This window comes from Pseudomonas sp. GW821-FHT09A09 (assembly GCF_059418405.1).
In genome coordinates this window covers 1-13568 of the sequence record NZ_JBWKPU010000008.1, presented here as the reverse complement: position 1 = coordinate 13568, position 13568 = coordinate 1, and the positions used below count along the sequence as shown (strand labels likewise).

10 protein-coding genes and 1 pseudogene are annotated in these 13568 nt (G+C 61.9%); 4 read left to right on the top strand and 7 right to left on the bottom strand.

What is annotated here, in order from left to right; translation table 11 throughout:
- Positions 1-63: 63 nt before the first annotated feature.
- The 7 genes and pseudogenes from AC07OV_RS08715 to gap form a co-directional block, all read right to left on the bottom strand.
- A pseudogene (locus AC07OV_RS08715) lies at positions 64-1203 on the bottom strand (methyl-accepting chemotaxis protein); the annotation flags it as partial.
- A gap of 280 nt (positions 1204-1483) precedes the next feature.
- Positions 1484-1885: a YbaN family protein gene (locus tag AC07OV_RS08710; RefSeq protein ID WP_176994357.1), complete on the bottom strand. Its 402-nt coding sequence runs from the start codon at positions 1883-1885 to the stop codon at positions 1484-1486.
- A 130-nt stretch (positions 1886-2015) separates the two neighbouring features.
- Complete coding sequence (locus AC07OV_RS08705) at positions 2016-2624, bottom strand: biliverdin-producing heme oxygenase (RefSeq protein WP_495092052.1); 609 nt, start codon at positions 2622-2624, stop codon at positions 2016-2018.
- 135 nt (positions 2625-2759) lie between these two features.
- Positions 2760-5324: a TonB-dependent receptor gene (locus AC07OV_RS08700; protein ID WP_495092051.1), complete on the bottom strand. Its 2565-nt coding sequence runs from the start codon at positions 5322-5324 to the stop codon at positions 2760-2762.
- A gap of 116 nt (positions 5325-5440) precedes the next feature.
- Positions 5441-6409 (bottom strand): FecR family protein, encoded by a 969-nt coding sequence (locus tag AC07OV_RS08695; RefSeq protein ID WP_494996681.1) that lies wholly within the window; start codon positions 6407-6409, stop codon positions 5441-5443.
- Positions 6410-6483: 74 nt separating this feature from the next.
- Complete coding sequence (locus AC07OV_RS08690; protein WP_495092050.1) at positions 6484-7002, bottom strand: RNA polymerase sigma factor; 519 nt, start codon at positions 7000-7002, stop codon at positions 6484-6486.
- A 184-nt stretch (positions 7003-7186) separates the two neighbouring features.
- Positions 7187-8188: a type I glyceraldehyde-3-phosphate dehydrogenase gene (gene gap / locus AC07OV_RS08685; protein WP_176994352.1), complete on the bottom strand. Its 1002-nt coding sequence runs from the start codon at positions 8186-8188 to the stop codon at positions 7187-7189.
- Positions 8189-8409: 221 nt separating this feature from the next.
- Here gap and edd point away from each other — a divergent pair, with 221 nt between their 5' ends.
- The 4 genes from edd (at position 8410) to AC07OV_RS08665 (ending at position 13502) form a co-directional block, all read left to right on the top strand.
- Positions 8410-10236, top strand: coding sequence for a phosphogluconate dehydratase (gene edd / locus AC07OV_RS08680; protein ID WP_176994351.1), 1827 nt, complete (start codon positions 8410-8412; stop codon positions 10234-10236).
- On the top strand, positions 10233-11189 hold the full coding sequence (locus AC07OV_RS08675) for a glucokinase (protein ID WP_178921724.1): 957 nt from the start codon (positions 10233-10235) through the stop codon (positions 11187-11189). The genes edd and AC07OV_RS08675 overlap by 4 nt, the downstream gene beginning before the upstream one ends.
- 119 nt (positions 11190-11308) lie before the next feature.
- Positions 11309-12043: a response regulator gene (locus tag AC07OV_RS08670; protein ID WP_176994349.1), complete on the top strand. Its 735-nt coding sequence runs from the start codon at positions 11309-11311 to the stop codon at positions 12041-12043.
- A 31-nt stretch (positions 12044-12074) separates the two neighbouring features.
- On the top strand, positions 12075-13502 hold the full coding sequence (locus AC07OV_RS08665; protein WP_176994414.1) for an ATP-binding protein: 1428 nt from the start codon (positions 12075-12077) through the stop codon (positions 13500-13502).
- Positions 13503-13568 lie beyond the last annotated feature (66 nt).

The window sequence follows — 13568 nt, the reverse complement described above, 5'->3', positions numbered from 1 at the left end:
GGCGGTGCCACGGGCTTCGGTGATGCTTTGCTTGATCTGCGCGATGGTCGGTTGCAGCTTGTCGAGGAAACGGTTGAACCAGTTGGCCAGCTCGCCCAATTCATCCTTCTTGGCGTAGGCCAGGCGCTGGGTGAGGTCGCCTTCGCCGCTGGCGATGTTCTTGAGCATGGCCGCCACGTTGTTAATGGGGCGGGTGACGCCGGTTGCGGTCAGCCAGATCAGCAGCAAGCCGAGCAAGGCGGCCGCGGCGCCGACCAGCAATGCCTTGAAGGTGGAGGCGGCCTGGGCTTTGTTGAGCACGCCTTGCAGCTTCACGGTATCGGCCAGCATCACGTCTTTGGGCAGCTTGATTACGATGCCCCAGGCTTTGGCGTCGGCAATCGGCTTGACCGGGTACACGGCGCGGATGGTGTCGTCCTGTTCACGGATCATCTGTGTGTTACTGGCCAGCAACTGCACAATCTCTTTGCCTTCGGCGCCGATGGTGTCGATCAGGTTCTTGCCGACTTTGTCCGGTTGGCCGCTGTAGGCCGCGATCAAGCCGGTACCGGCCAGGATTTCCAGGTGCGCCGCACCATCGAACAGTTCTTTTTGCGCAGCGTCCGTCACGGCCTGCAGGGTGTTGAGGGCGATATCGATCCCCACCACGCCAATCACTTTACCGTCTACCAGCAAGGGCAGGGCGATGGTGGTCATCAGCATCGATTTACCGGCCACTTCGTCGGCGTAAGGGTCCAGCAGGCACACATTGCGGGTGTCCCGTGGGCAGGTGTACCAGATGTTGTAGGGCGTACCGCTGAGGTTGGGGGTGGTCTTGGTGAGGTCGTCCTCGACCATGATGGTGTTCAGGCCATCGCCACCGGCGCGGCTCCAGTAACTGGAGAAGCGGCCTTTTTCATTGGAGACGCGTGCCTTGTCGTCGATGAACTCGCTGTCCTTGCCATCCAGGCCGTTGGGTTCGAAGGACAGCCAGATGCCGAGCACCTTGCTGTTGCGCTCGAACGTGGTCTTGAGGCTTTGGTTGAGTTCTTCACGCAGGGCGCCGGCTTCAAGCCCGCGCTTGGCGGCGGTGGTGCGCAAGCCTTTGATCTGGTCGGCCAGCGCGGTGATGACGATCAGGTTTTCACCGAAGGTTTTCTGCAACTGCACCGCTTGTTCCGCGGCCTTGGCTTGCAACAGGTTTTGCACGCTGTGGGTGAGCATCCGCGAGCTTGAATCACTGACCACTCGGTTGTTCTGATCGGCCTCGTACAGGTTGACCCCCACCACCAGCGCGATGACGCCCAAGAGGCACAGGCCGGACAACAGCACGATTTTCAAGCGGATTGAGAGGGTGTCGAACATAGGTTCACTCGCGTATGGACTTGTTGGAATGCAAGCAGGGCGAGCCAAGTCCATTCGGCGCTATATCCGGAACATCGGCGTTATGGGATGTTTCATGAGGGGAAGGCGATGAGCGGTAGGCAAAAGGCTACACGCAGCGTTATACGGGGGCTGCAAGCCGTTCCGGGCGGGACCAGATCCACAGGTTGCCCAGGCTCATCCCGGCAATGGCCAGGTACACCGGCCAGCCGTGTTCGAGCATGACCAGCATCAGCACGGCGCAGACCAACATGCTGATGGTGGCGCTGATTTTGGCGCGGCGCGCGATGATTTTGCCGTTGCGCCAGTTGAACAGGATCGGCCCGAACAACCGGTGGTTTTCCAGCCAGGCACTCAGGCGCGGCGAACTTTTGGTAGCGGCCCAGGCGGCGAGCAGGATGAATTCGGTGGTGGGCAAACCCGGGATGACAATCGCCACCAACCCGATGCCCAGGCTGACGTAGGCCAGCAGGCCGAAGAGGATCTGCGCGATTTTCGAGGTGGATTGGGTTTTGCCGGTCATGGGGAGTGATTTGCAGAGAGAGGGATTACACCCATTGTAGGAGCCGGCTTGCCGGCGATGAGGCCTTTGAAATCAGCGCAAGGCTGATGGCCTTATCGCCGGCAAGCCGGCTCCTACAGGGAGTGTTGAATCAGGCGAATTCAGGGGCGCTAGCGTACGCCTGTTCCAGTAGCACGGTGAAGCGCACGAACGCGTCGATTGCACCTTTTTCCACCGCTGCTTCTTCTTCGGCGCTGAAATCCAGGCCGTCGAGGGTGCGGGTGAAGCTCTTCCAGCCTTCGGCACGACCACCGGCCGGCTCACCGAGGTGGCGGGCGCCGAAGGTTTCGCTCAGGCCCAGGCCCACGGCGCGCTTGATCAGGAACGCAGCGCCCAGCTTGGAACCTTCGGACACAAACAGCCAGCCCAGGGCTTCGGCCTTGCTCGGGTTTTTCACCGCGCCCGCAACGGGGGCCGGTACGTCGGTGTCCAGGTCGCCCAGGTCCAGTTTGGCGGCTTCTGCGCGGCAGCGTGCCGCCAGGTCCGGCACAATCTTGATCAACTCGGCGTCGTTGTACAGCGCAACCAGTTCCGATTGGAACAGGTACTGCGCCACCACGAAGCGGGCGAAGTTGGCCTGGGTTTCAAACGGCGCGTGAGCCTTGACCAGGGCGTCGAGCTTGGTGTGTGGCTCGTTGGTGATCTGGTTCAGGCGCTGGGAGCGCAGGCTTGGGCGTTCTGCGGTAGGGGAAGCGGTCATCGGAAGAGTCCTTGAGAAGGGTAGCGCCTTGTGGCTCTAAAGAGAGCTGTTATCAACTAGACGAACAAGAAGACGCAGCACAGTAAAAAATCCTCACCCCGCCGATGAAATTCCAGCGGGGTGAGGCGGGCGTTATCAGATGTCCCAGATCAGGTTGATCGCAAAGTTTCGGCCCGGCTGGGTCAGGCGGTCGAGGTTGGCGGGCGCGGTCACGCCGGCTTCGCCGACACCGTCGTAGCTGCGCACGTCATCCCAGTTCCAGTACTTCTTGTCGGTCAGGTTGTACACGCCGCCGTTGATGGTCACGTCGTCGGTGACTTTGTAGAAGGCGGTCAGGTCCAGCACGCCGAAGCCCGGGGTTTTGAAGGGCGCACTGGTGCTGCCATCGGGGGCGTGGAAGGTGGTGCTGTCCACACGGTTCTGCTTTTTCACCAGGGTCCAGCTCAGCAGGCCGCCGTAGTTGTCCTGGTCGTAACCCAGGCCGAACACGCCTTTGAGCGGGTTGACGCTGTTTAGCGGCTCGCCGTTGTCGTCGTTGCGGCCATAGGTGTAACCGACGGAACCCTGGGTGTAGAGGCCTTGCGGTGCACCGAACGCATCAAGGTTCAGGCGGCCCTTGGCTTCAATGCCCTTGATGGTGGCGTGCTTGATGTTGTTGGCTTCGAACTGCTGCACGGTGCCGCCGGCGACGGAGGCGTCTTCGTCAATGAAGTCGCGGTATTTGTTGTAGAAAACGGCGACGTCGAACGAGCCCTCGTCGAAGTTGCCGCGAATCCCGGTTTCAATGCCTTTGCTGGTTTCCGGCTTGAGGTTCGGGTTGGGCTCGACGGTGTAGCCCTGGTTCAGGTTTTCGAAACGGCCGTACAGCGCTTTCGCCGATGGCGTGCGGAAACCTTCGGCGTATTGGCCGAACCAGGTGTAATGGTCGGTCAGCGCGTAGGTCAGGCCGAACTTGGGGGTGACGCGGTGCCAGGTTTTGTCGGCATCGCTGTGGTCATAGATCCGCGTCGGGTCAACGGTGTTGAGGAACTCTTCGGTCAGCTTGGGCTTGAGCTGGGTGTAGTCGTAGCGCACGGCCGGCAGGAAGGTCCATTTGTCCCAGGTGATCTGGTCCTGGGCGAACAGCGAATAGGTGTTGATGGTCGGGTCCGGGAAGTCGCTGGCCTTTTTCACGCTGTCGCTGGCCTGTGGGCTCGGTGCGCCAATGGCCGTGCAACCGCCGCCGACGGCCAGGCAGGTCGCGCCGCCTTCGCGGGAGCCGGTGACTTTTTGTTGTTTCAGGGTGGTGCCGTAGGTCACCTGATGATCCGTTTCGCCGATGCTGAAGGCCTTGTCCAACTGCGCGTCGAATACCCACTGTTTTTCTTCATACAGGGTTTCGCGGGTGCGCAACACGCGGCGTGAGGGTTGGTAGATCTCGGCAGTGGTCTGGTCGGTCTTGGCGATCTGGTAGTTGAGGCTGGTCTTGATGTGATCGGCAATCGGCGAGTCGAGGGCGAAGCGGTTTTCAATGGCGAAACGTTCACGGGTGATGGTGTCGTTACCCGAACGTGCACGGTAGAAGTTGAAGCCACGGCCGCCGGTGAACGGGCCGCCCACAGCGTTTTTCAGGTTCACGTCGCGGTCGTCCTTGAACTTCTCGTAGGTGAGGCCCAGGCGGTTGTCATCGCCGTAGTTCCAGCCCAGTTTGGCCAGCACGTTGGTGGTGCGCGCATCTTCCGGGTTGGCGCCGGTGCGGGCGAGGCCGGTGGCGTTGTTGCCATCGTAGGATTCCATCTCGTGGCCATTGCGCTGGCTCAGGTGCAGCAAACCGTCGAAGTCCTGCACGCGTCCGGCGACGGTGCCGGAGGTCAGCCAGCTGTCGTCGGCCGAGCTGTAGCCGGTTTTCAAGCGGGCGCCGTAGTCCTGGCCGGGCTTGATGATGTCATCCGAGTCGAGGGTGAAATAGCTGACGGCGCCGCCGATGGCGCTGCTGCCGTACAGGGCCGAGGCCGGGCCACGCAGGATTTCCACACGCTTGACGATTTCCGGGTCGACGTAGTTGCGACGGGTCTTGGCGTAGGGGCCGTTGAAGAAGTTGTCCGGTACTTCGACGCCGTCGACCTGGGTGAGGATGCGGTCACCGTCGATGCCGCGAATGTTGTAGCCCGCATTGCTGGCGCGGGTGCCGGCACCGCCGACGGATACGTTGGGCTCGTAGCGCACCAGTTCACGAATGGTGTTCACGTTGTCGCGGTCCAGGTCCTGGCGATCATGCACGGTGACGGTGCTGGGCACGCTGCTCACGTCCTGCTCGGTGCGGGTGGCGCTGATGGTCACCTGTTGCAGGTTGAGAGTGCTGCCGGCGGCACGTTTTTCCAACACGATGTTGTTGTTGCCCAGTTTGCGGTAGCTCAGGTTGGTCCCCACCAACAAGCGATCCAGGGCTTTTTCTGGTGTCAGCGGGCCGCGCACGCCAGGTGACGACACACCCTGGCCCAGTTCAGCAGGCAGGCCGACTTGCCAGCCGGTCACCGCGGTGAACGCGTTCAATGCCGAGACCAGCGGTTGTTGTTCGATGCTGAAGGTGTAGTTGCCGTGGCTACGCGCGGCCGGTTCAGTGGCCGTGGCGGCCATGACTGGCGTTGCGGCCAGCAGGATGGCGGCGGTCAGCAAGGACAGAACGGGCGAAGAAGACCGGCGATTGAAACAAGAGGACATCGAGAGCGCTCCGGGGGTACGAATCTTATAGTTGCGAACCGAACCAAATAGGAATCAGTTGCATTGGCTAAGACGAGACGTACCACCGACAGCTATCGAGTAAAAATAATTCTCATTTAGTTCAGGATGACCAGCGCGGGGTATTCCGAGAGCTTGGCCGAGGTGATGTGGGCCAGGGAACGCACCACGTCCAGCGGCTGGTCGAGGCGGTAATTGCCGGTGACCGCGACACTGGCGAGCTTGTCGTTGTTATTCACGATCCAGCCCGGGTAGTAGCGGCGCAGCTCGGCGAGTACTTCGCTCATCGGGCAGTTTTCGAAAATCAGCCGGCCCTGCACCCAGGCCAGGTCTTTGTTGAGATCAAGCTTGGCCGGTTGGCCGAAACCTGTGGGGCCGATACGGATGCTTTCACCGGCGCTCAGGCGTACGCGTGCATCGTTGACGGTATTGCTCAGGTCGACATCGCCGCGCTGTACCTGCACCTGGGCTTCGCCATTGAGGTAACGCACGGCGAAGGAGGTGTCGCGCACGCTCGCCCGCACCGGGCCTGCATCGATTTCCAGCGGCAGTCCATGGGTGGGCAGAACCTCGAAAAACGCCTCGCCCTGGTACAGGCGCGCGATGCGCTGGTGATCCTTGATGCTGCTGGAAAACGCCGAGTTGGTGTTGAGCAATACTTTGGAGCCGTCGTCCAGCTGCAGGCGCTGGCGTTCGCCCACCACGGTGAGGTGGTCGGCTTGCAGGCGCACGGGCAAGTTGCTGAAGCTGAACAGGCCGATCAGCAGCACGGCGGCGGTGGCCAAGGGTTTCCAGTGCGGTTTGAGCCGCCGCCAGGCCGACGGCTTGCGCGGTGCTGCCAGCGCCACGGCGGCGCTGTACACCGGCGCGCCACCCCAGGCAGCCTGGGCTTTGGCGAAGGCGTGGACGTGGGCAGGGTCTTTGGCCAGCCAAGCCTCGAACTCGGCCTGTTGCCCGGGTTGCGGGCACTGCAAGGCGATCAGCCAGTCGAGGGCTTGGTCCATAGCCACGTCTTGCAGCACCTCATGAGCCAGCTCATGGGGGCGCAGTTTATTCGGGTCCGTCACGGTGTTCCTCGGGTCTTCGCCACGTCTTATTCATCTTTCCTACAGCCTGGATCGACCTATCTGCCGGGTGAAGCTTAAGGCTGATCCAGCCGTTCGGCCACACCTACACAGATGGCCATGATCAATTTCAGTTCCTTTTGCACCGTGCTCAAGGACACGTCGAGCTGATCGGCGATCTCCTGATAGCTGCAACCGTGCAGGCGGCTGAGGATGAAGATCTGTTGCTGGCGGGCGCTCAACTGGCCGAGGCTGACGCTCAGGTGCTCAAGCAATTGCTCGGCCTGAGTGGCGTCTTCCGGGGTGCTGATGGGGGCGACGACGCTTTGCAGGATGTCCAGCGGCACATCTTCCTGCAAGGTGCGAGCCTGGATCCTGCGCGAACGCAGGTGATCCAGCGCCAGGTTGCGCGCGGTTTGATAGACGAAAGGTTCGAGGTGATCGATGGGCCGCTCGCTCAAGGCCCGGGTGACGCGCAGGTAGGTTTCCTGCAACAGGTCCTCTGCGGTGCTGTGGTTATTCACCATCCGCTGCAAGGTGCGAAGCAGAATCACCCGTTGGGTGAGAAAGACGTGGTTGAAGCGAGATTGGCTCACAGTGATACCAGACCGATTTGCAGTGAATGATAATGCTTATCATCAACTCAAATGGCAAGTGGCACGTTGGCCGGCGTTGCAAAACCTTGTAGGAGCCGGCTTGCCGGCGATGCAGGCAACTCGGTTTCCTGGAAAACCGTGTCGATGCGATCGCCGGCAAGCCGGCTCCTACAAGGGTTGAGGATTATTCGGCGTTGCACAGCGCCAGGCAGTTATCCAACATACGGTTGGAGAAACCCCACTCGTTGTCGTACCAGGCCAGCACTTTCAGCAATTTGCCACTGACCTTGGTGTGATTGGCATCGAAAATCGACGACAGCGGGTTGTGGTTGAAATCGCTCGAAACCAGCGGCAGGGTGTTGTAGCCGAGGATCTTCGAGTGTTGGCTGGCTTCCTTGAGCAGCGCATTGACCTCTTCGGCCGTGGCGTCTTTTTTCAGGGTGACGGTGAGGTCCACCAGCGACACATTGATCACCGGTACACGCACGGCCATGCCGGTCAGCTTGCCGGCCAGTTCCGGCAGCACCAGGCCCACGGCTTCGGCGGCGCCGGTCTTGCTCGGGATCATGTTCTGGGTGGCCGAGCGCGCACGGTACGGGTCGGTGTGATAGACGTCGGTCAGGTTCTGATCGTTGGTGTAGGCGTGAATGGTGGTCATCAGGCCGCTTTCGATACCCAGTTCACGGTGCAGCACCTGCGCCACAGGCGCCAGGCAGTTGGTAGTGCACGACGCGTTGGAGATGATCTGGTGGGATTGACGCAAAATGTCATGGTTAACCCCATAAACCACGGTCGCATCAGCGCCCTTGGCGGGTGCAGAGATGATCACCTTGCGCGCACCAGCGGTAATATGGGCGGCGGCCTTGTCGCGGTCGGTGAACAGGCCGGTGCATTCGAACACCACGTCGATCTTGTGCGCAGCCCATGGCAGCTCGGCCGGGTTGCGAATGGCGCTGACGGCGATCCGGTCACCATTGACGGTCAGGCTTTCCTGATCGTGGGCGACCTCTGCTTCGAAAGTGCCATGCACGGTGTCGTACTTGAGCAGGTGGGCATTGATTGCGCTGTCGCCCAAATCATTGATGGCGACGATCTGCAAATCCTGACGGTAGCCTTGGGTATACAGTGCGCGCAGGACATTACGGCCGATACGGCCAAAACCATTGATTGCGATACGAAGAGTCATTGGAAAGTGCCTGTCGTCGATTTGTTGTAAGAATTACAAGATTATTCGCATAAAAATAGAAAACAAGCCTTTTTAGTGGCAATATTTTGTTCAATCTACAACGAGTGACCTGAATCAACTGGTCCGATTGGTCAAGCAACACCCTGCCAACCTCTTCGCGGCGGGCGTTTGACCAGCATAGACACTCAGGTCGCCACATCCGTTAGCCTGGAGTTCTACACATGCATCCCCGCGTCCTTGAGGTCACCGAACGGCTTATCGCCCGCAGCCGCGCCACCCGCGAGGCCTACCTTGCGCTCATTCGCGGCGCAGCCAGCGACGGTCCGATGCGCGGCAAGCTGCAGTGCGCCAACTTCGCCCATGGCGTGGCCGGTTGCGGCACTGAAGATAAAAATAGTCTGCGCATGATGAATGCCGCCAACGTGGCAATTGTTTCGTCATATAACGACATGCTCTCGGCGCACCAGCCGTACGAACATTTCCCTGAACAGATCAAGAAAGCCCTGCGCGAAGTCGGCTCGGTCGGCCAGTTCGCCGGTGGCACTCCCGCCATGTGCGACGGCGTGACCCAAGGCGAGCCCGGCATGGAGCTGAGCCTGCTCAGCCGTGAGGTCATTGCCATGTCCACGGCGGTAGCGCTGTCCCACAACATGTTCGACGCGGCGCTGATGCTGGGCATTTGCGACAAGATCGTACCGGGCCTGATGATGGGCGCACTGCGCTACGGTCACCTGCCGATGGTCTTCGTGCCGGGTGGCCCGATGCCGTCGGGTATCTCCAACAAGCAAAAGGCCGACGTGCGCCAGCGCTACGCCGAAGGCAAGGCCACCCGCGAAGAGTTGCTGGAGTCGGAGATGAAGTCCTACCACAGCCCGGGCACCTGCACCTTCTACGGCACCGCCAACACCAACCAGTTGCTGATGGAAGTGATGGGCCTGCACCTGCCGGGCGCCTCGTTCGTCAACCCGTACACGCCGCTGCGTGACGCGCTGACCCGCGAAGCCGCGCACCAGGTCACGCGCCTGACCAAGGCCAATGGCAACTTCACGCCGATCGGCGAGATCGTCGACGAAAAATCCATCGTCAACTCCATCGTCGCCCTCAATGCCACCGGTGGTTCCACCAACCACACCCTGCACATGCCGGCCATCGCCATGTCGGCGGGCATCATCCTCACCTGGCAGGACATGGCCGACCTCTCCGAGGTGGTGCCGACCCTGTCCCACGTGTATCCGAACGGCAAGGCCGACATCAACCACTTCCAGGCGGCGGGCGGCATGTCGTTCCTGATCCGCGAGCTGCTCGAAGCCGGCTTGCTGCACGAAGACGTCAACACCGTGGCCGGCAAGGGCCTGAGCCGCTACACCCAGGAGCCGTTCCTGGTGGACGGCGAACTGATCTGGCGCGACGGCCCTATCGAGAGCCTCGACGAAACCATCCTGCGCCCCGTGGCCCGGGCATTCTCGCCGGAAGGCGGCCTGCGTGTGATGGAAGGCAACCTCGGCCGTGGCGTAATGAAAGTCTCGGCCGTGGCCCTTGAGCACCAGGTCGTCGAAGCACCGGCGGTGGTGTTCCAGGACCAGCAAGACCTGGCCGATGCGTTCAAGGCCGGCCAGCTGGAAAAGGATTTCGTTGCGGTGATGCGCTTCCAGGGCCCGCGCTCCAACGGCATGCCCGAATTGCACAAGATGACCCCGTTCCTCGGTGTGTTGCAGGACCGTGGCTTCAAAGTGGCCCTCGTAACAGACGGGCGTATGTCCGGCGCCTCGGGTAAGATCCCCGCCGCGATTCACGTCAACCCCGAAGCCCAGAGCGGCGGGCCGCTGGCGCGAGTGCAAGATGGCGATATCATTCGCGTCGATGGCGTCACCGGCACCTTGGAGCTTAAGGTGGACGCCGAAGAATTTGCAGCGCGCACGCCTGCCACGGGCCTGTTGGGCAATAACGTGGGGGCCGGTCGCGAGCTGTTTGCATTTATGCGCTTGGCCGCAAGCTCCGCAGAGCAAGGCGCCAGCGCCTTTACCGCTGCTTTGGAGACGCTTAAGTGAAGCTTGCGCTGGTCGGTGATATCGGGGGCACCAACGCCCGTTTTGCGTTGTGGCGGGACCAGGAACTGCATTCGATCCGCGTGCATGCCACGGCGGATCACCAAAGCCCTGAGGAGGCCATCAAGGTCTACCTCAAGGAAGAAGGCCTGGAAATCGGGGACATCGGCGCGGTGTGCCTGTCAGTCGCCGGGCCGGTGAGTGGGGATGAATTTAAATTCACCAACAACCACTGGCGCCTGAGCAAGACTGCGTTTTGCAAAACCCTGCAGGTGGATGAACTGCTGCTGGTCAACGACTTCTCGGCCATGGCCCTGGGCATGACCCGCCTTAAGCCGGACGAATTCCGCGTGGTCTGCGAAGGCACGCCGGAACCATTGCGCCCAGCGGTGGTGATCGGCCCGGGCACCGGCCTGGGCGTCGGCACCCTGCTGGATTTGGGTGGCGGCCGTTGGGCAGCGTTGCCGGGGGAGGGCGGCCATGTCGACCTGCCCTTGAGCAGCCCGCGTGAAACCCAGCTGTGGCAACACATCTACACTGAGATCGGCCACGTCAGCGCCGAGACCGCCTTGAGTGGTGGCGGCTTGCCGCGTGTGTACCGCGCGATTTGTGCGGTCGACGGCCATACGCCGGTGCTCGATACGCCCGAAGCCATTACCGCAGCCGGCCTGGCGGGTGACCCGGTGGCGATGGAAGTGTTGAACCAGTTCAGCATCTGGCTGGGCCGGGTAGCCGGGAACAACGTGTTGACCACGGGTGGACGCGGCGGTGTGTATATCGTGGGCGGGGTGATTCCCAGGTTTGCCGACTTCTTTATCAACAGCGGCTTTGCCAAGAGCTTCGGTGACAAGGGCTGCATGAGTGACTACTTCAAAGGCATTCCGGTGTGGTTGGTGACGGCGCCTTACTCCGGGTTGACTGGGGCGGGCGTGGCGTTGGAGCAGGCATTTGCGTAGACAGTGATGGCGCCATCGCAGGCAAGCCAGCTCCCACAGTTGGAATGCATTTCCCTGTAGGAGCCGGCTTGCCGGCGATGAGGCCCCGAAGAACACCCCATAACAACAAGGAGGACCCCGTGAGCGTAATCAGTAAATCGATTCTCCTCGTCGACGACGACCAGGAAATCCGCGAATTGCTGCAAACCTACCTCAGCCGCGCCGGTTTCCAGGTGCGTGGGGTGCCGGACGGTGCGGGGTTCCGTCAGGCGATGAACGAGGCGCCCTGCGACCTGGTCATCCTCGATGTGATGTTGCCGGACGAAGACGGTTTCAGCCTCTGCCGCTGGATCCGCCAGCACCCACGCCAGGCGCAGGTGCCGATCATCATGCTCACCGCCAGCTCCGACGAAACCGACCGCGTGATCGGCCTGGAGCTGGGCGCCGACGACTACATCGGCAAACCCTTCAGCCCCCGCGAATTGCAGGCTCGCATCAAGGCGTTGCTGCGCCGTGCCCAGTTTGGCCAGGAGCGCAGTGGCGCGGGCGATGTATTGGTCTTTGACGAGTGGCGCCTGGACATGATCAGCCACCGGCTGTTCCACGTGGATGGCGAAGAGGTGATTCTCTCGGGTGCCGACTTTGCCCTGCTCAAATTGTTTCTCGACCACCCCCAACAAATTCTCGACCGCGACACCATCGGCAACGCCACCCGGGGCCGGGACCTGATGCCGCTGGACCGTATCGTCGACATGGCCGTCAGCCGCTTGCGCCAGCGCCTGCGCGATACCGAAAAACCTCCGCGACTGATCCGCACCGTGCGTGGCAGCGGTTATCAACTGGCAGCCAGCGTGGTTGCCGGCAATGCCCACTGAGCATTTGACCGAGCGCCGCCGTCGCTTCCCGGTGCCGCGTTCGCTGCTGGGGCGGATGCTCTTGCTGACGTTGCTGGCGGTGTTGTTTGCCCAGGCGCTGTCGAGCGTGATCTGGGTCTCGCAATTGCGCGCCACCCAGCTCGAAGGCCTGGTCACCAGCGCCCGTAGCCTGGCGCATTCGATGACGGCCAGCGTGAGTTACTTCCGTTCGTTGCCGGTGGCCTATCGCCCGTTGGTCCTGGACCAATTGCGCAGCATGGGCGGCACCCGTTTTGTGGTGACCCTTAACGACCGTCCCCTGGACATGGCCATCCTGCCCCAGACCCCGCGCAAGCAAGCGGTGCTGGAGGCGGTGGATGAAGTGCTGCGCCAGACCCTGGGCGCCGACGTGCATATCTCGGTGGAATTCGTCAGCGCCGAAGACCTGCGCATCTTCAACGCCGGCTTGAAGCTTGATGAGCTGCCGCGCTCTTGGGCGCACTATGCGCTGACCCTCGAACCGGTGAACCCGCCGGTGCTGGTCACCCAGATCCAACTCGCACCCGGCGAATGGCTGTACATCGCCTCGCTGCTGCCCGAGCCCTACACCAGCCTTGAAGAGCAAGGCCTGCCGTCCCAGCAAGTGTGGTTCATCGTGCTCACCAGCGGTTTCCTGCTGCTGTTCATCGGCCTGCTGGTGCACTGGCAGAGCCGGCCACTCAAGCGCCTGGCGCGGGCCGCGCGGGACATGTCCCTGGGCGCCGATGTAGAACCGGTGGCCGAAGGCGGCGGCAGTGAAGTGGTGGAAGTGGGGCGGGCCTTCAACGCCATGCGTGAACGCATCAGCCGTTACCTCACCGAGCGCAGTCAGTTGTTCAGCGCCATTTCCCACGACCTGCGCACCCCGATCACGCGGCTGCGCTTGCGTGTGGAACTGCTGGAAGACGAGAACCTGCAAACCAAGTTCGGGCGCGACCTGGACGAACTGGAGTTGTTGGTCAAAGGCGCGCTGCAATGCGTGAAAGACACCGACATCCACGAAAACATCGAGCCCGTAGACCTCAACCACGTCCTCGATTGCTTGGTGGAACCCTACCTCGCCCCCAACGGCAACGGCCGGATCACCCAGGACGGCCGTGCGCTGGCGCCGTACCCGGGCAAGCCGCTGGCGCTCAAGCGCTGCATTGGCAACCTGATCGACAACGCCTTGAAGTACGGGCAGAACGCGCACCTGCACATCGAGGACGATGGCGCGGAATTTATCCTGCACGTCGATGACGAAGGCCCGGGCGTGCCGGAGCAGCGCCTGGAGCAAGTCTTCGAACCGCACTTTCGCCTCGCCGGCCAGCAGCAGGGTTACGGCCTGGGCCTTGGGATTGCGCGCAACATTGCGCACAGTCATGGCGGGGAAGTGAGTTTGCAGAATTTGCGCGAGGGTGGATTGCGGGTCACCTTGCAGCTCCCTCGCACTCTCGACTGACTACACCGCATCCCTTGTAGGAGCGCGGGGGGGGGGGGGGGGGGGGGGGGGGGGGGGGGAGGGGGG

Coding starts and splice junctions, on each gene's coding strand:
- edd (WP_176994351.1), top strand. CDS start 8,410: ATGCATCCCCGCGTCCTTGAGGTCACCGAACGGCTTATCGCCCGCAGC.
- AC07OV_RS08705 (WP_495092052.1), bottom strand. CDS start 2,624: ATGACCGCTTCCCCTACCGCAGAACGCCCAAGCCTGCGCTCCCAGCGC.
- AC07OV_RS08700 (WP_495092051.1), bottom strand. CDS start 5,324: ATGTCCTCTTGTTTCAATCGCCGGTCTTCTTCGCCCGTTCTGTCCTTG.
- gap (WP_176994352.1), bottom strand. CDS start 8,188: ATGACTCTTCGTATCGCAATCAATGGTTTTGGCCGTATCGGCCGTAAT.
- AC07OV_RS08710 (WP_176994357.1), bottom strand. CDS start 1,885: ATGACCGGCAAAACCCAATCCACCTCGAAAATCGCGCAGATCCTCTTC.